This window comes from uncultured Maribacter sp. (genome assembly GCF_963977385.1).
Lineage (GTDB): Bacteria > Bacteroidota > Bacteroidia > Flavobacteriales > Flavobacteriaceae > Maribacter.
Map to the genome: position 1 here is coordinate 46,523 of NZ_CAXBOU010000001.1, position 19,924 is coordinate 66,446.

Genomic DNA, 19,924 nt, shown 5'->3' on the forward strand with positions numbered 1-19,924 from the left:
TTACGGGTTACTTTTAATTACTTCAATACCTACATCGGTTATGCCTTCAAGACTAATAATCCCCGAAACATTACCGTTTTTACGCATCGCTTGTGAAACCTCAATAGTATATACGCCAGAAGAAGAAAAAACGATGTTTTCTTTATACCATAATTTATTTTCCTTGATACTTCCGTTCCCTTTTCCCAACCAAGTACCATCTGGTAAAGACATTGTATATTCTAGTGTATCCTTTGTTACTTTGCCCTCAGGCGTGGTAAGAGATGCTATTATAAATAAATTACTATACGGAAAGGTATTATCATTTCTAACATTAATAAATATATCATGCCCTTCAATAGTGTCCATTTCAGATAAAGAGAACTCAAGCACATTATCTTTATTCCAGACACCATCTTCTAAAGAACGGTATTCAGATTTGATGATATTGGTATTACAAGAAGTAAATAGCAATACTGCTAAAAAACAACAAAATAAGCTACGCATTGTTTTGATTACTTTTACGATTTCTGTTTTTGTTCTTGTTACGGTTTCGGTTCCTGTTTTTATTCTTGTTCTTGGTTCCTCCACCCTTAGGTCTATCGAAACGCGTAAGACTATCTTGACCAACTACATTTTCAAAAACAACTTTTTCCTCAACTTCAATTTCTATCGCATACATTTCTAAGCTAGCGACTTTCTCTTTCTTCTTATTTTTCTCTAAAATTACATTAACTTGATCCTTCGAAAGAACATGCCAGCTACCTGGATCTTCTTTATAGGAAAACCAGAGCATTTCTTTGAAAATATCAGTTTTTTGACAGAAAGCTAATCCCTTATCCGTAAGCAATTTGGTGTCTGGCCCAGGAAAGTCTTTTAAGGCATCTAGATAAACGTCTAATTCGTAATTTAAGCAACACTTAAGTTTACCGCACTGCCCCGCTAATTTCTGCGGATTTAATGACAACTGCTGATAGCGTGCCGCAGAGGTACTTACAGATCTAAAATCTGAAAGCCAAGTAGAGCAGCATAATTCTCTACCACAAGAACCAATGCCTCCTAATCGTTGTGCCTCTTGACGATACCCTATTTGACGCATTTCGATACGAATACCGAATGCCTTAGCCATATCTTTAATTAATTGTCGGAAATCTACGCGTTCATCGGCAGTATAGTAAAATGTGGCTTTAGACCCATCTCCCTGAAACTCAACATCAGAAATCTTCATTTGAAGCTTAAGAATGATTGCTATTTCACGTGCGCGCTTTTTTATCTCCTCTTCCCTATCTCGACATTTTTGCCAAATATCAATATCTTTTTGACTGGCCTTTCGATATACTTTAGGCGAATCTGGAGTATCATAAGCTACTTTCTTGCGCTTCATTTGTACACGCACCAACTCACCCGTTAAGGTAACCATACCTATATCATGACCAGACTGTGCCTGAGTGGCAACAATATCTCCTATGGAAAGTGATAGATTCTCTGTATTTTGAAAAAACTCTTTTCTACTGTTTTTAAATCGTACTTCAACAAAATCGAATGGCCGTTCCCCGTTAGGGAGCGACATGTTGGAAAGCCAATCAAAAACTGTTAATTTATTGCAACCATCTGTACCGCAAGTACCGTTGTTCTTGCATCCCTTTGGTTGTCCATCCTTACCGGTAGAACAACTACTACAACCCATATTATATATATTGATTTGGCCGAATTTTTGAAGATTCACCAAAAGAGGTTCATAAAAAACTTATAGGTAAAGATACAGTTTTTTTAATGTGAAATAAAAGGGAAGTTGGTAGTATCAATATTCTATATTCAATAACCAATGGTCGATAAGCAGTATCTTAGGGAATTTAATACACGTTAAAAACGTACTTATTTTTAAGCAAAATTTCGTCTTCTTAGTGCTAAAAGTATAAGTTAATTCAAAACCTCTAAACACTTACAGCTAAACTATTTTTTGAATTTCAAGACCTCAGAACGCCCTTTCTTAAAAATCTTATTACTGACAACTTTTCCTTTTCTCAGCTTTTTTTGCTCTTCAAAAGGTAATTCATGCACCTCTTTACAAGTATCTGAACAACAATTGTTCATTTTTTCTGCACATGATTTACATTGGATGAATAATAAATGACAAGCTTCATTTGCGCAGTTTACATGTTCATCACAAGCATTGCCACATTGATGGCAGTTTGATATAACATCATTACTGATTCGTTCACCCCTTCTGTGATCAAATACAAAATTTTTACCCCTAAACTTGTTCTCTAAGTTTTTGTTCTCAACCTGCCTTGCATATTCAATGACGCCTCCTTCAAGTTGGTATACCTGTTCAAAACCTTTGTGTTTATAATAAGCACTTGCTTTTTCACATCGAATACCACCAGTACAATACATCACCAGTTTTTTATCTTTTTTGTGATTTGCTAAATCTCGTTCAATAATGTCTAGTGAATCGCGAAACGTATCTACATCTGGTGTCACTGCATTTTTGAAATGTCCGATTTCACTTTCGTAATGGTTACGCATATCAACAAGAACCGTATCTGGATCTTCAATAAGCTCATTAAATTTTTCCGCGTCTACGTGAATGCCCTTGTTCGTAACATCAAAACTGTTATCGTTTAGACCATCAGCTACAATCTTATTTCTAACTTTTACCTTAAGTTTCAAAAAAGAAAGATTGTCTTGCTCTATAGCAATGTTGAGTCGTACATTTTCTAAAAATGAAATACTATCAAGATGTTCTTTAAATTCATTGAAATTTTCGGCAGGTACCGATAATTGAGCGTTTATACCTTCATGAGCTACATAAATGCGCCCAAGTACATCCATCTCGTTCCAATGTATAAATAAGTGATTTCTAAAAAGGTCGGTGTTACCGATATGTGCATAGGTATAAAAAGAGATGGTAAGGCGATCCTTTCCTGCTTCTTCAATCAAAGCTGCTCTTTCTATCGCACTTAGTGTATTGTACAGTTGCATGCTATACCAATAGTTTTAAGTTATAGAAAAATTTGAATGGCAAAAGTAATGATAAAATCGAAAAATTGCATCCATTTTATTAAGCTTAAACGATTTGAAATAAAAAAAGAGCCTTGATTTTTCAAGACTCTTTATTGACTATTCCATTCTTTTTCTTCTTCATAGCAGTCTTTCAGAATACAGAAAAGGAAATAGTCACCAATGCACGTTGCCACTAAAAACAACGAACTATATTCTATTTAGTAACTTCTATTTCCTATTAGATAGTAAATGATTAAAATGGTTGCGTAATACATTTCAATATTATACAAATCAAAAAAGAAATGGTAATTTAGCTTTCCAAAAAATTCAAAAAATGAGTTCCGAAAAAGAAGCAAAATTAAAAGCATTAAAGTTGACCCTTGACAAAATGGACAAGACTTACGGTAAGGGTGCCGTCATGAAAATGGGTGATAAGGTTGTTGCAGATGTTGAAGTGATTCCTTCGGGCTCGTTAGGATTAGATATTGCATTAGGAGTAGGTGGTTACCCAAGAGGCAGAGTCGTTGAAATTTATGGTCCTGAATCTTCTGGTAAAACCACATTGACACTTCATGCTATTGCTGAAGCACAAAAAAAAGGCGGTATCGCGGCATTCATTGATGCAGAGCATGCTTTCGATCGTTTTTATGCTCAAAAATTGGGTGTTGATATAGATAACTTAATCATTTCTCAACCAGATAACGGAGAACAAGGGTTAGAGATAGCAGATAATTTAATTCGCTCTGGGGCAATTGACATTGTTGTTATTGATTCTGTTGCTGCATTGACTCCTAAAAGCGAAATTGAAGGAGAAATGGGAGATTCTAAAATGGGACTTCATGCTCGTTTAATGTCTCAGGCATTAAGAAAGCTTACAGGCTCAATTAGTAAAACAAACTGTACCGTTATTTTCATTAATCAATTGCGTGAAAAAATTGGTGTAATGTTCGGTAATCCTGAAACAACTACTGGTGGTAATGCCCTTAAGTTTTACGCGTCAGTACGTTTAGATATTAGAAGATCCACACAAATAAAAGATACAGACGGTAACGTTCAAGGTAATAAGACAAGAGTAAAGGTTGTTAAGAACAAAGTAGCTCCACCATTTCGTACTACTGAATTTGACATTATGTACGGTGAAGGAATTTCAAAAGTGGGTGAGGTTATAGATCTTGGTGTAGAGTATGAAATTGTAAAGAAGAGTGGCTCATGGTTTAGTTATGGCGACACAAAACTTGGACAAGGTCGTGATGCCGTTAAAAACCTTTTATTGGACAATCCAGAACTATTCGAAGAATTGGATGGTAAAATACGAGAGGCAATTAATGCGCTGAACGCTAAATAAAGTTTTTTTAGTTAAACAGAGTTACCTTCTACGCAACCATTGCAACTAACTTTCATCTTATAAACAAATTATTTGTTTGATGAAGCAAAAATTAATATTGTTGGCTGTTTTTATAGCCTTTATAAGCAATGGTTGTTCGATAGAAGATGATAGCGCCAATTTTCATTTCACATCATTGGAAATTGTAGGCGCTGAATTACCGGAATCTTTTGATTACAATCAGACCTATGAGATTTCGGTAAACTTTATAAAACCTAATAGTTGCACTAACTATGAAGGTTTTGACGTGGTTAAAGATTCCTTAACGGTTAGAAACGTTGTAGCTATCGGCACAGTAAGAACCGATATTGATGATTGCACCGAAGAATCTATTGAACAAACAGCTTCTTTTATCTTTAAAGTAATCTATACTGACCCTTACACTTTTAAATTTTATACAGGAGATAATAACGAAGGAGAGGCTGAATACTTAGAAGTAGTTGTGCCAGTAAACAAACGTTAAAACAATCAACCATTTGTGAGTCTAGAAGAACTCATACATAATTGCAAAAAAGGAGACCGTAAGGCACAGGAACTTTTGTACAGAGCCTATGCCACTACCCTATTTGGCATATGCTTAAAGTATTCCAATTCTAAAACCAACGCAGAAGATAGCCTCCACGATAGTTTCATGACCATTTATGAAAAGATTGGACAATACCAAGGCAAAGGGTCTTTTGAAGGTTGGATGAAAAGAATAACGGTTAATACGGTATTACAGAAATATAGAAAGGAAGAATACCTAAATGTAGTTTCTGAAAATACTGAAGAGGAAATTACGGTAGATAATGAGTTTAGTGATATTAGCTTGCAATCGCTTTTAGGCTATATACAAGAATTACCGAATAAATATCGTGCGACCTTTAATTTATATGTTTTAGATGGTTATACCCATAAAGAAATAAGCGAATTGTTAGGGACCTCAATTGGAACCTCAAAATCTAATCTTGCAAGGGCGCGAACATTATTAAAGGAAAAAATAGAAACCAAAGTAACCCAGTCTATCATAGGGGTACTTATAATTATTACAACACATTTTTTATAATCAAATTGATTATAAACTGAAATCTTAAAGGATGCAGAAAAAGAATTTAGACGAACTGTTCCAAGATAAACTCTCGGACTTCAAACCAACCCCAGACAATAAAGTTTGGCGAGCGATTGATGCGTCATTGGAAAAAAGGAGAAAAAAACGAATTTTACCTATTTGGTGGCAAATTAGTGGCATTGCTGCTGCAATAGTAATTGGCCTATTACTATTCAACCCGTTTTTAGAGAACACAACTTCAAACGAGATATTAGTTGACACCCAAAAAGAGACTAAAAAGAAGAATGAGATTCAACCAAACCGAATAGAGGAAATCGTAGTTGATTTAACTGATATACCTAATAACCAGATAGTTGAAAAAACAGTAAAAGAAACGAAAAAAGATTATGATGACACGTATCCGGCTTCTAAAAAACAGCAAAAATTAAAAGGGACGATTCAACATGCAAGTAAAAATAGTAGTGAAAATCAGTCTAAAAGCAACATAGCTTTAGCTGAAAACGAAACTAATAAAGCTAAAACGGACGCGAATTCTAATACTTTGGTAGCTAAAAATACGCCAGCTAAAGAATTAATAAGCCAACAATCAAAAGAAACTACTCAAAGCATCGAAGAGTCCGTCATCGCAAATGAGACAACTAAACAGAATACCCTAAAAGCTATATTATCTGACAAAGATTCAACAACAAATACAACCATAGCAGCCAACGAAACTACTAATGAGGCAAAAGAAATAACTGAAGCAGATAAAAAATCGATTTTTGAAGAAATCGCTGACCAAAAGGAAAGCAAAAAAGATATTGCCAATAACAGATGGTCAGCAGGCCCAAATATTGCTCCCGTTTATTTCAATGGACACGGAAAAGGTTCACCTGTAAACTCCATATTTACCCCTAATTCAAAATCGGGAAACATTAACTTTAGTTATGGTATTTCTGTTGCCTATGCAGTATCAAAAAAGCTAACCATTAGATCGGGAATAAACAAGGTAGACTACGGTTATGATACTGAAGATGTTGCTTTTTCATCTTCTCTAAATGTACTATCCACCAATGGTCAATTAGCAACTATAGATTATGCTCCAACATCTGAGACATTAACAATTTCAAGTAAAAAAGTAGCCTCAGAAAGTTTCAGCACCGCCAACTCTGCATTAGATGTAACTGCCAAAAGTGCTTCTAGAGATGGTTATATGTCTCAACAGTTTGGCTATTTAGAACTACCCGTTGAAGTGAACTATGCACTGATTGACAAAAAATTTGGCGTAAATATCATAGGCGGCGTAAGCTCATTATTTTTAATAGATAATGCCGTGTCTTTAACCGCTGGAGAATTAACAACAGAAATCGGTGAAGCAAACAATATAAATGACCTTAATTTTAGTGCAAATATGGGGTTCGGTTTTAATTATAAGTTCTCTTCGAAGGTGCATTTTAATCTAGAACCTATTTTCAAATATCAACTAAATACATTTTCAGAAATATACGGTACGTTTAAACCATATTCTATCGGGATCTACAGTGGACTTAGCTTTAAGTTTTAAAAATCTTTATTCTGTGAATTTTTTAAATCTTGAAGTATCAAATTACGCACATTATTTCTTAATTGCACTTTTTCATCTTCATCGAGAGTTTTAGTCGGAATAAACTTGTGAACTTTAGCTCTACACTTTCCTGGGCCACCACTAAAAAAAGTAAATGAAAATCTTTTTTTGTTATCATAGAAGGTAATTGGTACTACTGGTATTTTATGGGCAATAGCCATTTTAAAAGCTCCATCCTTAAAATTATCAAGTAAAACATGCTCTTCTGGCACTCCACCTTCTGGAAAAATACAAATACTTGAACCTTGCTGTAATCGTTTTTGAGCCCTTCTATACACCCCCGTTCTACTCTGGGTATCCTCCCGATCCACCATAATACATACGCGTTTATAGAAAAATCCGAATAAAGGTATATTTACCAGTTCTTTCTTTCCCACAAATACGAACGGATTTCGACTAACAACGAGCATTAGCATAATATCTAACATACTGGTATGATTAGCTACTAGCATATAACTACTTCCCTTCACTAATTTCTCTTCATATTTTATACTTGGCCAACAGAACATACCATATAAAATTGGTCTTGCCCAAAGATTTCGGGCCATCCAGAAAAACTGGGGGTACCAGCTTTCTTTAGAAGCGAAAATCACCAATAACGGAAAAAACAAGAGAATAGGAACGGCCACCAAAACATGAAACCAAATACGGTATAACGTTTGACCGGTTTGTCTGACGACTTTAAGCATAAATCAAAAGTAGTTATTTAGGTTAGTTTTTTTGTATTTGTTTTACCTTTGCTTTCATAGAAAAAAAGCAAATGGCAAGAATTTTAACTGGCATACAAAGTACTGGAACCCCCCATTTGGGAAATATTCTAGGAGCGATTATGCCTGCAATCGAAATGGCTAATAATCCATCTAACGAATCTTTTCTGTTTATTGCAGATATGCATTCACTTACCCAAATAAAAAATGGCGAAGAATTACGTCATAATACGTATGCTGTAGCCGCAACATGGCTTGCATTTGGATTGGATATAGAGAATACTGTTTTTTACAGACAGAGTGATGTACCGCAAACTACCGAACTATCTTGGTACCTAAGCTGTTTTTTTCCATATCAACGTTTAACACTAGCCCATTCTTTTAAAGACAAAGCGGATAGATTAGATGATGTAAATGCTGGGTTATTTACGTACCCAATGTTAATGGCAGCTGATATATTATTGTATGATGCGAATATTGTACCTGTAGGTAAAGACCAAATGCAACATATAGAAATGACCCGCGATGTAGCCTCGCGTTTTCATGCACAATTGGGAGAAACATTTGTTTTACCTGAAGGAAAAGTTCAAGAAGAAACCATGTACATACCAGGTACTGATGGTGCAAAAATGAGTAAAAGTAAAGGTAACTTAATCAGTCTTTTTCAAACGGATAAGCAATTGAGAAAGCAGATAATGGGCATACAAACAGATAGCACACCTATGGAGGATCCTAAAGACCCTACCAACGATAATGTATTTGCCTTATATAAGATTTTAGCGTCGCAACCTCAAATAGAAGAAATGAGTGCTAATTATTTGGCAGGTAATTATGGTTTTGGCCATGCTAAGCAAGCGCTTTATGAAGTGATTTTGAATAAATTTGAAGAGCCCCGCGAAAAGTTCAATTATTATATGAACAACTTAAATGAAATTGATGATGCTTTGGCTTTAGGTGCTGAAAAAGCAAGAGAAGTAGCTGGTGGTGTCTTAGAACGTGTACGAGAAAAGTTAGGATATTAGGGAATTTAAATTCTCTTTAGCAAATAAGCTCAAAAACACAAAACCGACCCTTAGGTCGGTTTTGTGTTTTAACATTTTAGCTTTCTTAATTTTATCATCGATTTTGTGTCATTTTCCATCGTTGTTTATTTCTAAACGACCTATTTGTCTTTACCCTATAACAAAAACAAACCAAGTAGTTTGTGAAAATTTCAAATTGCCTCAAATAATTTACCTGGTAATGGCCTTATAACGCCTTTCATTTCCATATTTAATAGCGTCGACGAAGCTTTATAAATTGGAATCTTACACTCGAGTGCAATAGCATCTAACAACTGCTTGCCGTTATTTTGTAAATAGGTATAAATACCCTGCTCGATATCATCCAATTCAATGAATAGTTGTTTTTGTATCGTCTTACTTGGTTTCTGCTCAATATCCCAATCTAACAAATAAATTAAATCTGCTGCCGAAGTCATTACATGTGCTTTTTGCTGTTTTATCAGGTTATTACAACCCAAACTGTACTTATCAGTAGTTCTACCTGGTACAGCGAATACATCACGATTGTAACTATTGGCTATGTCAGCAGTTACCAAGCTTCCTCCCTTTTCGGCCGATTCTACCACAACAGTAGCTTCACTCACGCCAGCTATAATTCGATTACGTTTTAAGAAATTTTCTCGTTCAGGATTACTGGTACTCCAGAATTCTGTATAAAACCCTCCGTTTTTCAATACATCTCCCTGATATTTTGCATGTACTTTTGGGTAGATTTGATTTAACCCGTGCGCAAGGCATCCTATGGTTTGTAAACCCTGTTTTACAGCTTCACGCTGAATACAAATATCTACACCATAAGCAAATCCGCTAATAATAACCGGATTCAATGGTGCAATATCGGCAATAAACTGTTCACAAAAAGCCATGCCATAGCTGGTTATATTACGAGTACCCACAACACTTATAATCTTCCTATCACTTAAATCAATATTCCCTTTTTGAAAAATAAGAATGGGTCCGTCGATACAATGTTTTAGATAATGAGGATATGTGGCATCTTGAAAATAAATACAACTTATACTATTCCTTATAACATAATCATATTCAGCTTCAGCAGCTTCTAAATGTTCGGTTTCAAATAAATGCTTGATGGTATGTGTACCAATACCATCAATTTTTAAAAGATTTCGTTGGTTATCTTCAAAAATTGCCTCTGGACTCCCGCAATGTGAAATTAATTTCTTTGCTAAGATATCGCCAATGTTGGGCACATGTTGCAATCGAAGTATTGCAATGAGTTCATCGGCAGTGTGTTGTGTAGTTTTCATTTATTGTTCACAAAATAGGTGAAAAATTATGTTAATAAAAAGTTACGCCAGAGGTTTTTATACCACTATATTTTTTTAATATTTGCGTAACTATGGTACTAGAACACTATATAAGCGATTTACTTTATAGATACAACTGTGTGGTTGTTCCCGGTTTTGGAGCATTCCTTACCCAAAAAAATTCGGCTAGAATTAATCAAGTCACGAATACTTTCAGTGCACCAAATAAATCTATAGCGTTTAACAAACAGCTCATCTCCAATGATGGTTTGCTTGTATCTTATGTGTCAGAATCAGAGAAAATTACTTTTGAATCTGCATTGTCTTCTATTGAGGAGCAAGTTAAGGTTTGGCAAAATATATTAGCACAAGAAACGTCATTAATCCTAAAGGATATTGGGTCCTTATCAAGGAATAATGAAGATAAAATATTGTTTCAACCAGCAAGTGAACCAAACTATCTAACATCCTCTTTCGGACTTTCTAATTTTAATTCTATTCCAGTTACTAGAGAGGTATTAAAAAAAGAGGTAGTTGAACTAGAAGAAAATATACCGTTCGTTATCAGTCCGGAGCGTAGAGAAAATATAGGGTTCAGACCATATTTAAAATACGCAGCCATTTTATTATTAGCATTTTCTACAGGAGTAACAGGCTATCGTGCTTTTAAACAACAACGCACAAATGAACAAGTTGCAAGACAAGATGCGCAAGAATACGTTACTAAACAAATACAAGAGGCTACATTTTTTGACCTTTCGCCATTAGAATTACCAACAGTAACGGTTGAAGCATCAGTAACAGCATCACCTACCACTAATGAAAGTGAAATGCATTATATCGTTGCAGGCGCTTTTAGAGTAAAATCGAATGCCGACCGTAAAATAGAGCAGCTTAAAGCAATCGGATACAATGCCGGTTATTATGGCACTAATGCATACGGACTTCACATGGTTACCTACGAAAGTCATTCTAATTCTTCGGATGCATTAAAAGCTTTAAGAGAAATAAAACGCACCGAGTCAAAAGATGCTTGGTTATTATCTAAAAAATAAACCTTACACATTTTATAACTACTATTGTTGCCCGTATCTTTGCGCAAAATTTCTATACATGGAAGCTAAAACACCTGCAGCATCTCGAACTACAATGACCGATATGGTACTCCCAAGTGAGACCAACGCACTTCAGAATTTATTTGGAGGCGAACTATTGGCACGTATGGATCGTGCTGCTAGCATTGCAGCCGGTAGACACAGCCGTAGAATTACTGTTACGGCCTCAGTTAACCACGTAGCCTTTAATTTAGCAATACCCTTGGGCAGTGTTGTAACTGTTGAAGCTGCTGTTTCACGAGCATATAATACCTCTATGGAAGTCTATATTGATGTATGGATAGAAGACCGTTTTAATGGAAAGAAAACTAAGGCAAATGAAGCTATATATACTTTCGTAGCAGTCGATGATACTGGAAAACCTACAGAAGTACCTGAACTTACACCAGAAACGGAATTGGAAATCCTTCGTTTTGATGGGGCACTTAGAAGAAAGCAGTTGAGTTTGGTATTAGCAGGTAAAATGGAGCCCGATAATGCCACGGAATTAAAAGCGCTTTTCACAAAAGGCTAAAAACTAAAATTATCTGGATCAGGACCGGTTCGTTCTCCAGTTTCCAAACGATCTAAGAAGACTATATCTTCTTGAGACAATTCAAAATCAAAAATAGCTGCGTTAGATTTAATGCGGTCGATATGCACTGACTTAGGAATAGCAACTATACCCTTTTGCAAATTCCAACGTAAAATTATTTGCGCTACAGATTTTCTGTATTTTTTAGCTAAGCCATTGCAAATATCCAATTCAAAGACCTTGCCCTGCATAAATGGGGACCACGATTCGTATTGAATACTATTTTGATTACAGAAATCAATTAATTCTTGTTGCACCAAATGTGGATGAAATTCCATTTGATTCACCATCGGTACTATTTGGCAGTCCTCTATTACATCTTCTAAATGGTGCTTTAAAAAGTTACTGACTCCTATTGCCCTAATCTTCTTCTGCTTATATAAGTGCTCTAAAGCCCTCCAAGTATCTTTGTATTTATCAGCAACAGGCCAATGAATTAAATATAAATCCAAATACTCCAAACCCAGTCGATCTAAACTCTCCTCAAATGCTTTTAGTGTAGTTTCATAGCCTTGGTCAGCGTTCCAAACTTTACTTACTACAAAAATTTCCTCTCTGTTAATACCGCTCTCCTTTATACCTTTCCCTACACCCTCTTCATTCTTGTAAATCGATGCAGTATCTATATGTCTGTACCCTAATTGCAATGCTCCTTTAACTGCATCTACAACTTCTTGATCATTATCAGATTGATACGTACCTAAACCTAAATAGGGCATTTGCACCCCATTACGTAATCTAAACGTTCCTTTAATATCTGTGATGTTAGATTTATTTTTCATAATCATTATGGTTATAACCTAAACACCCATTCTTCCGGGTTTAAACGAGATGTATTTTGATATAAGTAAAATTTAAGGCGTGTTTGTCCGTTATTCCGATTGGTATAAACAGTACCAAGTTCCTCTTTACTAGCAACTTTATCACCTTTCTTAACATATAGGTCAGACAGATTATAATAGGTACTAATAAAATTACCATGTTTAATTTGAACCCCTTTATTACCACCGGGTACCGCCAAAATAGCAATGACTTCACCTTCAAAAATAGCACGTGCTTTTGAACCTTCGTCCGTTGCAATAATAACTCCATTACTTTGGTGTTTTATTCCTGGATATACTGGGTCGCTATACACCCCAAAGCCCTGGCTTTTAATACCCTTTTCAACAGGCCAAATTAACTTGCCTTTATTGGCAGAAAAATTATTTGCGATAATAGTCGCCTCTGGTGTTAGAACAAATTTGCTTGAATTTTTAGTGGTGCTACCTGATTTCTTGTTAGACGCCGCGATAGCACTTCTAATTAACTTTTCTATTTGCTGATCAATCTTGCGCGCCTCTTGTTTTTTGGTGTCAATAGCGCTAGCATATTTATTTTCATTCTTACGAATAGTACCTAACAATGCTTTTTGCGTTTGAATTTCACTAAACAATTGGTCTTTTGCCTTTTTATTTTGGGCAAGTAATATTTCTTTTACTTTTCGTTCTTCGTTAAGGTCTGAGTTTAATCGAGATAATTCATCTGTTTTAGCCAATATCTGCACACCTTGCTCTTTTCTATAATCTGTGTACTGCTTCATATACTGAAGCCTTTTAAAAGCCTGAAAAAAGCTCTCAGATGATAATAAGAACATTAATCTATTCTGCTTCGATTTATTCTGATATGACTTCTGAATCATCTTGGCATATTCCTCCTTAACCTCTAGTAATTCAGATTTAAGCTTACCTATATTTCTAATATTGGTGTTAATTTGCCTGTTTAATAAATTAGATTGTTGATTAGTGACACGTATTAATTGTTGACGGACCGTAATTTTTTTGTCCAGCGCCTCCATTTGATCCAGTACATTCCCTTTCTCCTTTTTCTCGGCAAAAAGTAACCGGTTTATATCTCTAATCTCAGTTTGCAGTCGCTCGCGCTTTTCCTCTAAGGCTTTTTGCTCACTAGTCTGTGAATAACAAGCCATAGAAGTGACCAACAATAAAAACAAAAGGCCATATTTTAGTTTGAACTGCATCTGATTATAGCTCTATTTCTTTAAAACCTTTTGGTATTGAATACGGAAAATTCATAGCACCATTTAATTCAATATTCCGAAACTCTAACACTATATTATTCTCGCTGTCTTTCGTAATAGCTCTGATTTTGATTTCATTTGGAAGTATCTCTTTATCTAAAATTTGATAATTCTCATATGATATCTCTAACAACCTTTTTTCAAAAGGTTGAGAAAGTTGTTGAAGGGCCATTTTGTAATTTTTCGGCTCTATTCTAAATAAAGTTTTATATAACGTTCCTTGCAGTTTAGGGGTTAATCGATATGATTCTTCTGAAATATCTATACCATATTTATCTTCTCTCAAGTCAACGATAGCCTGTCCCGTTAAAAGATTTTGCAAAATTGAAAAATCAACTTCGGTACCCAACAATTCACTTAAATAGGAAAAATCACCATCAAAATATTCATTCTGTAATTTATTATAAAACGAGACACGATTGGGAGTAATATAAGCTTTAACGATACCTAAAGGGGCACTCATCCAAATGGCTTTATCCTTTTCCATTCGAATGCTCACTGAAACATTCTGAGAAGATTCTCCATCAGAATAACTAATTCTCACTTTACCGTTCAAAGTTTTAAAATTAGCCTGATTTTGATAATGCGCCTTTATCACAGATTTTGCCGATAATTTTGCATCAACAGCCCCACCTGAGACCAACTTTGTGCTTTTACAAGAAGCCATAAATATTATTGCTACTACCAATAGATATTGCTTAATTCTAGCACTTCTCAAAATTTTAATCATTTAAAAACCCGGTTTTATTTTACTAAGGTACATATTTGCCTTTGACGTATTGTTGATCGCAGTATATGCATTGGCCAATTCTTTATAGATTTTATTTTCTAAAGCAATATCGTCAATAACGTAATCTAAAGCTGTTTCCAAAATTTCGATGGCATCTTCTCGCTTTTGGGAGCGATTTAAGGCAGCGCCATTCGAATAATAAAAAAATGGTTGAGATGGAAAGCTCTCCATAGCTTCTTCAGAGATTGCTAATAGCGTAACCACGTCATCGTTCGTATTTAAGAGTTCATTAATCTTTGTTTTATAGTCTTCAATACTATTTAAAGCTTCACTGGCCACTTGACTACTTGGTATTTGTAAGGTTGAAATCTTTTTGGTTTGCGTTTGAAGCGAATCTTTTATTCGTTGCTCTAAGCGGTCGTTAGATTTAGTTGCTTTTAAACCCTTTAAAACAGATTGGGCCATTATATAATCCTTTTTCAAGAAATAAATCTCAGCTAGGTTACTTCTTAGCTCAACGTTATTCCAAGGCAACTCTCCCTTGACTTCGTTTAAAATAGATTTTCTTGCCTCAACTACATTTACTAATGTTTCTGCGTACCAGTAATTTTCAGGTTCTCCATTCACGGCTTCTAGCGCATACTCTTGGGCCAAAATTAGTTGTTTGTCATAGAGATGGAATTTTGCCAACTCAAACGAGACAACTGTGTTTTGAGGTTGTAGGCGTTTACATTCCAAAAAGTAGGTTATAGCTCGGTCGTAATTCCGTATCCCTTTTTGCTTTAATCCCTCAAAGAAATTCTCTTGAAAAGTATCTGAATACTCTTCTAAAAAAACTTCTGCACTTTGCTCAATTTCAATGGTTTGATTTTCTTGGGCATAGGTTGTCTTCAGCGATAAAAATCCACTTATTAGAATGACCAAAAAAAACAATCTCTTCATACTAAAATTTGACAATTATTAAAAACAAGAATAACTACTTAACTCCAGTACTACCAAAACCACCTTCACCCCTAGCTGTTTCTGACAAGGAATCAACTAGTTTCCATTCTGCACGTTCGTGCTTAGCTAACACCATTTGTGCGATGCGTTCGCCATTTTCAATAGTAAAAGGTTCGTTGGATAGATTAACCAAAATGACCCCCACTTCTCCTCTATAATCTGCATCAATCGTGCCAGGTGCATTAAGTACCGTAATACCCTTTTTGGCTGCTAGTCCACTTCTAGGTCTGACCTGTGCCTCTATACCTACGGGAAGTTCTATAAATAGACCAGTGGGTATAATAGCTCTGCCTAACGGCTGCAATGTGATGGATTCTAAAAGGTTCGCTCTTAAGTCCATCCCTGCAGATGCACTAGTTTCATAGTGTGGTAGGGTGTGATTCGACTTGTTGATTATTTTTATGTTCATCTATTTAAATATAATTTTTTAACGTTCTCAAATTCAAGTTTGTAAACCAAGCCTAAGAACAACAATAATAATGGTATGCCTATAAAAAGATTTCTATCAAAAATGTAAAATGAAAGGACAGAAAACAAGATGGATACTACTAAATAAAAGCTAATTTTTCTGAAGTTGTATGGAATAGGATAATACATGCGCCCGAAATAAAAAGACAATAACATCATGGTGCCATAGGCTGAAACCGTAGCCACAGCAGATGCCATATAGCCAAAATAAGGAATGAAAACAAAATTGATGATTATGGTAATTACTGCACCAATCATAGATATGTATGCTCCGTATATTGTCTTATCGGTTACTTTATACCAAACAGATAGATTGTGATATATACCCAAGAAAAAACTTGCCAAAACAATTAAAGGTACAATCGGCATCGCATCCCAATACTCCTCATTTAAGACCAAAAATTGTTTAAGTATGTCAGAAAAAACAACTACGGATAATAAGATAACACTACCCATGACCACAAAATAGTTGGTTATTTGCGCATAGGCTTTTTGTGGATTTTTTGTCTCAGAGTGACTAAAGAAAAAAGGCTCAATTCCCATACGGAAAGCTGTAGCGAACAAGGTCATGAACAATGCCAATTTATAACAGGCAGAATACTTCCCCATTTCACTTTTTGCAATATCTACCGGTAATAGCTCTGAAAGTAAGTAACGGTCAAACACCTCATTAATCGTAAAAGCTACACCTGCAACCATAACTGGCATTGCATATTTAACCATTCGCTTCCACAAAACAGTATCAAATACATATGGCCGACGTATATAAACTCTAATCATCAGTAGCAACGTAACACCACTTGCAATTAAATTAGCTATTAAGATATATGGTATTTCGTAATCTGGTTTGTATAAGGAGTTCAATAATCCAGTTGAAGTTCCATCCGCTATTTTAGGCAACATAATTAAGAAAAAGATGGTGAACCCTAAATTGAGTGAAACATTAAGGATTTTAACAATAGCATAACGCATTGGTTTTTCATTTGCTCTTAACCATGCAAAGGGTATAATCGCAAGCGCATCTAAAGCCAAAATACCTAACACATAATTCATGAAAGGCAGGTCAATATTTAAAGCAAGTGATAACTTCTCTTTGAAAAGAATTCCTATTAGCACCAATAATATTGTGGAGCCCATTATAGAAAGTAATGAGGTACTCACCACTTTTTTACGGTTATCTGCTTCCTTATAAAATCGAAAGAATGCTGTTTCCATACCATAGGCAAGAAACACATTGAAGATAGCAAACCACGAAAAAATCAGTGTAATTTCACCATACTTGCCAGGCTCCATAACATCGGTATAGATAGGAACCAATAGAAATGAAATCATCCTGGGCAAGACAGTTGCCAAGCCATAGATTGCAGTTTGTTTAAAAAGTTTTTTGAGTGGATTCAAGCACCTTAAATTGAAGCAATAAATGTACCCATTAAAACCCTCTTTACAAAGTTAGTTTTTAGATGCACTCTTATAAATTAGCGGTTGCTTCTGTTTTATATCGGTAATCTTTGTGTATTTAATTTCATTATTCTCCAGATATTTCAAAACTGCCTCGTTTGACTGCAACCCTAAATCAATCGTTTCTGACGATTCAGGTTGAGAATTTGGAATCCTAGCAACAACAACGTTTTGACCTTCAATAGAATTTACCGTGGGTACGACTTGTTTTCCGCGAAAATATACTTCTTGTACCTCCACAGCCATTTTATCAGTAAAAGTAATCGGTATATTCAATTCAACACCAGAACTGCTTTCTTCTCGACCACCCACCCATGATTGACTAGTAGCTTTCCCTATCTCAAACGACGTCCCGGTTTGTAACTTTTTTTGAGAGAGACAACTAGTTAAGCAAAGGCAAATGAATAAATAACAAACACTTAAATTTTTCATTAATTTATAATATTCTTATAAATATAGGAAGTTAAATGCACCTAGTACTTCAATTAACTTCCCTTATTTATGCCACAAGCCTAATCCCTTATTAACAGTTGATTTAATTTCAAGAGTTCATTTTTAATTTGTCTATATATAAATACAGAAAATATTAGAAGTAGCACTATCGATGAAACTACAATATAAATATAAAATCCGTGAGACAATGAAGCCTTAAATAATGGCAACAATATAACAAACCCAATAACGTAAACTAGTATTGATAAAGGTGTTATCATATAATGCACAATTTTTCTGAAGCTATAATAACGTGTTAAGTCTTCTTTAAAAGCATTATAGTCGTTTATAAAACTTAACTTCTTCGACCTCTGTAGACTATATAATTCAAAGCCGATTCTAAAAATTAAACTTCCTATCATTAAACTTATTCCTAATAAAAAGATAGAATTCTTATACCCTGAAACATATATCGCAAAAAACAATAACACAATGATTGTTGTTGATAAAACAACATTCATGATCTTCTGTTTTCGCTCTATGGATTTTACACTTTTTAAAAGTGATTCAAATCCATTTTCGGTGGCTGATAAACCAGACTGGCTCTTCCACTTATCTTGTAATTCTTCAAAATTATTCATTGTTTGCACATTTTGTAAGTTGAGTTTTTATTCTATGTATACGAGTACGAATCGCTTCATGCTTAATTCCAATAATTTCAGAAATATCCATTTGAGGCAATCCTTCTAGTTCAAGTAAGATGATTGCCTTATTGGTGCTCGTTAATTTATTAATGCATTGATATAGTTGATGTAGCATAGCTTCTCTGTCAACACTATTAGGAGCAGAATCGGCTAGTTGAACATTTTCAATTTGTACGCTTTTTGGAGTTTTACCTTCCTTTCGAATTTCTGCCAAACAAGTATTCACACATATTCTAAAAATCCATGTCCCAATACCACTTTCATTTCGAAAACTATCTAGATGCTGCCATACCTTAATAAATGTATCTTGGGCTAAATCTTTGGCAAGTGTTTCATTACCTCCAGTATAACCCATACAAAGACGAGCAACCTTGCTATAATTGTCTTGATATATTTTCTTATACTTTTCTTCTTTTGATATCATTATTCAGGTAATGAATTTAAAAGATTATCTATAAACCATTTCGGTTGATCGTACATAATAAAGTGTGCAGCGTCTTTAGCGAATTTGATATCATATTCAGTGAGTGCTTTATACTGTGTTTCATAAGTGGCTTTTACCGTATCATAACCATAAGGCTCAGTTGCAGCTAATATGGTGACAGGCACTTTTATTTTAGACAAATCTTCACGTAAATCAAGCTTCAATAAATCAGTATACCCATAAACGTATGTTTCCCTATCTGCTTTAAGCATCCAATCTTTTACTATTTCTTGTTTTGATGTATCCTTAGTCATCCCACTTGCCATTTGTAATGCCATTGCCTCAAAATCTGTAGTATTCATTTCTAACAACTGCTTGTTATATGGAGAATCATAAATCATATATTCACTTTTAAAATTTGGCATCATTAAAGCACCTGTAGATGACAATGCATCTACTAAAATTAGCTTCTGATAAGAATTACTTTCAGTCGCCATCCATAACGCCAATGCACCACCTAAACTATGTCCGATTAATACAGGATTCCTTAATTTCTCCTCATCAATATAGGCGAGAATTCCTTCTTTAATTTTAGGAAGCCAAGGTTTTTGAATTGCAGGAACATCACCAAAACCAGCAAAAGTAAATACGTGACATTGATAGTCTTTTGATAATTCAGTAACGGTATCATCCCAAACATCACCCGTACAGGTAAAGCCGGGAAATAATAAAATCGAATTACCTTTGCCAAACACTTCCACTTTAAAAGGTTGGTCTTGTGCTTTGATAGAAAAGGAAACTATAATTAGCACTACAAGAATTACTTTTTCAATTGTTTTCATCTTAAGAGTTTTAAGTTATCTACCCTTTAGATTCAAAAA

Annotated in this window: 22 protein-coding genes; 7 read left to right on the forward strand and 15 right to left on the reverse strand. The window is 34.9% G+C overall.

What is annotated here, in order from left to right:
- The 3 genes from AAC084_RS00230 to AAC084_RS00240 form a co-directional block, all read right to left on the reverse strand.
- Positions 1-486 carry a gliding motility lipoprotein GldH gene (locus tag AAC084_RS00230; protein ID WP_339835321.1) on the reverse strand — a complete coding sequence of 162 codons (486 nt, stop codon included), beginning with the start codon at positions 484-486 and terminating at the stop codon, positions 1-3.
- Positions 479-1,666 (reverse strand): regulatory iron-sulfur-containing complex subunit RicT, encoded by a 1,188-nt coding sequence (gene ricT / locus AAC084_RS00235; RefSeq protein WP_339835324.1) that lies wholly within the window; start codon positions 1,664-1,666, stop codon positions 479-481. Before ricT ends, AAC084_RS00230 begins: the two co-directional genes overlap by 8 nt.
- A gap of 266 nt (positions 1,667-1,932) precedes the next feature.
- A complete protein-coding gene (locus AAC084_RS00240; RefSeq protein ID WP_339835327.1) occupies positions 1,933-2,964 on the reverse strand; it encodes a rhodanese-related sulfurtransferase in 1,032 nt (343 codons plus the stop codon).
- Between the two features lie 355 nt (positions 2,965-3,319).
- Between AAC084_RS00240 and recA the strand changes: the two genes are divergently transcribed.
- The 4 genes from recA to AAC084_RS00260 all read left to right on the forward strand — a co-directional run bounded on the left by recA (position 3,320) and on the right by AAC084_RS00260 (position 6,960).
- Complete coding sequence (gene recA, locus AAC084_RS00245; RefSeq protein WP_339835329.1) at positions 3,320-4,330, forward strand: recombinase RecA; 1,011 nt, start codon at positions 3,320-3,322, stop codon at positions 4,328-4,330.
- A 79-nt stretch (positions 4,331-4,409) separates the two neighbouring features.
- Positions 4,410-4,832 (forward strand): hypothetical protein, encoded by a 423-nt coding sequence (locus AAC084_RS00250; RefSeq protein ID WP_339835332.1) that lies wholly within the window; start codon positions 4,410-4,412, stop codon positions 4,830-4,832.
- Positions 4,833-4,847: 15 nt separating this feature from the next.
- Complete coding sequence (locus AAC084_RS00255) at positions 4,848-5,414, forward strand: RNA polymerase sigma factor (protein ID WP_339835335.1); 567 nt, start codon at positions 4,848-4,850, stop codon at positions 5,412-5,414.
- Between the two features lie 31 nt (positions 5,415-5,445).
- Positions 5,446-6,960 carry a hypothetical protein gene (locus AAC084_RS00260; RefSeq protein ID WP_339835338.1) on the forward strand — a complete coding sequence of 505 codons (1,515 nt, stop codon included), beginning with the start codon at positions 5,446-5,448 and terminating at the stop codon, positions 6,958-6,960.
- Here the strand turns inward: AAC084_RS00260 and AAC084_RS00265 are convergent.
- A complete protein-coding gene (locus tag AAC084_RS00265; RefSeq protein WP_339835341.1) occupies positions 6,957-7,709 on the reverse strand; it encodes a lysophospholipid acyltransferase family protein in 753 nt (250 codons plus the stop codon). The genes AAC084_RS00260 and AAC084_RS00265 overlap by 4 nt on opposite strands.
- A gap of 71 nt (positions 7,710-7,780) precedes the next feature.
- On the opposite strand from AAC084_RS00265, the gene trpS reads away from it, so the two are divergent.
- On the forward strand, positions 7,781-8,749 hold the full coding sequence (gene trpS, locus AAC084_RS00270) for a tryptophan--tRNA ligase (RefSeq protein ID WP_339835344.1): 969 nt from the start codon (positions 7,781-7,783) through the stop codon (positions 8,747-8,749).
- A 191-nt stretch (positions 8,750-8,940) separates the two neighbouring features.
- Here the strand turns inward: trpS and dprA are convergent, their stop codons facing one another.
- Positions 8,941-10,059, reverse strand: coding sequence for a DNA-processing protein DprA (gene dprA, locus AAC084_RS00275; protein WP_339835346.1), 1,119 nt, complete (start codon positions 10,057-10,059; stop codon positions 8,941-8,943).
- Positions 10,060-10,151: 92 nt separating this feature from the next.
- Between dprA and AAC084_RS00280 the strand changes: the two genes are divergently transcribed.
- Both AAC084_RS00280 and AAC084_RS00285 read left to right on the forward strand, forming a co-directional pair.
- A complete protein-coding gene (locus tag AAC084_RS00280; RefSeq protein WP_339835347.1) occupies positions 10,152-11,114 on the forward strand; it encodes an SPOR domain-containing protein in 963 nt (320 codons plus the stop codon).
- A gap of 58 nt (positions 11,115-11,172) precedes the next feature.
- Positions 11,173-11,688 (forward strand): acyl-CoA thioesterase, encoded by a 516-nt coding sequence (locus AAC084_RS00285; protein WP_339835348.1) that lies wholly within the window; start codon positions 11,173-11,175, stop codon positions 11,686-11,688.
- On the opposite strand, the gene AAC084_RS00290 is transcribed toward AAC084_RS00285, so the two are convergent.
- The 10 genes from AAC084_RS00290 to AAC084_RS00335 form a co-directional block, all read right to left on the reverse strand.
- Entirely contained in the window at positions 11,685-12,530 is an 846-nt protein-coding gene (locus AAC084_RS00290; RefSeq protein WP_339835351.1) for an aldo/keto reductase, read from the reverse strand. The genes AAC084_RS00285 and AAC084_RS00290 overlap by 4 nt on opposite strands.
- An 11-nt stretch (positions 12,531-12,541) precedes the next feature.
- Positions 12,542-13,765: a peptidoglycan DD-metalloendopeptidase family protein gene (locus tag AAC084_RS00295; RefSeq protein WP_339835354.1), complete on the reverse strand. Its 1,224-nt coding sequence runs from the start codon at positions 13,763-13,765 to the stop codon at positions 12,542-12,544.
- 4 nt (positions 13,766-13,769) lie between these two features.
- Positions 13,770-14,555 (reverse strand): DUF4292 domain-containing protein, encoded by a 786-nt coding sequence (locus AAC084_RS00300; protein WP_339835356.1) that lies wholly within the window; start codon positions 14,553-14,555, stop codon positions 13,770-13,772.
- A complete protein-coding gene (locus AAC084_RS00305) occupies positions 14,556-15,497 on the reverse strand; it encodes a hypothetical protein (RefSeq protein ID WP_339835358.1) in 942 nt (313 codons plus the stop codon). It lies immediately after the preceding gene.
- Positions 15,498-15,531: 34 nt separating this feature from the next.
- Positions 15,532-15,966, reverse strand: a complete 435-nt coding sequence (gene dut, locus AAC084_RS00310) for a dUTP diphosphatase (protein ID WP_339835360.1) — start codon at positions 15,964-15,966, stop codon at positions 15,532-15,534.
- Positions 15,963-17,423, reverse strand: coding sequence for an oligosaccharide flippase family protein (locus AAC084_RS00315; RefSeq protein ID WP_339835362.1), 1,461 nt, complete (start codon positions 17,421-17,423; stop codon positions 15,963-15,965). Before AAC084_RS00315 ends, dut begins: the two co-directional genes overlap by 4 nt.
- A gap of 51 nt (positions 17,424-17,474) precedes the next feature.
- Positions 17,475-17,915 carry a hypothetical protein gene (locus AAC084_RS00320; protein ID WP_339835365.1) on the reverse strand — a complete coding sequence of 147 codons (441 nt, stop codon included), beginning with the start codon at positions 17,913-17,915 and terminating at the stop codon, positions 17,475-17,477.
- Between the two features lie 80 nt (positions 17,916-17,995).
- Positions 17,996-18,556, reverse strand: a complete 561-nt coding sequence (locus AAC084_RS00325) for a hypothetical protein (protein ID WP_339835369.1) — start codon at positions 18,554-18,556, stop codon at positions 17,996-17,998.
- Positions 18,549-19,043, reverse strand: a complete 495-nt coding sequence (locus tag AAC084_RS00330; protein ID WP_339835371.1) for an RNA polymerase sigma factor — start codon at positions 19,041-19,043, stop codon at positions 18,549-18,551. Before AAC084_RS00330 ends, AAC084_RS00325 begins: the two co-directional genes overlap by 8 nt.
- A complete protein-coding gene (locus tag AAC084_RS00335) occupies positions 19,043-19,885 on the reverse strand; it encodes an alpha/beta hydrolase (RefSeq protein WP_339835374.1) in 843 nt (280 codons plus the stop codon). The genes AAC084_RS00330 and AAC084_RS00335 overlap by 1 nt, the downstream gene beginning before the upstream one ends.
- Positions 19,886-19,924: the final 39 nt, after the last annotated feature.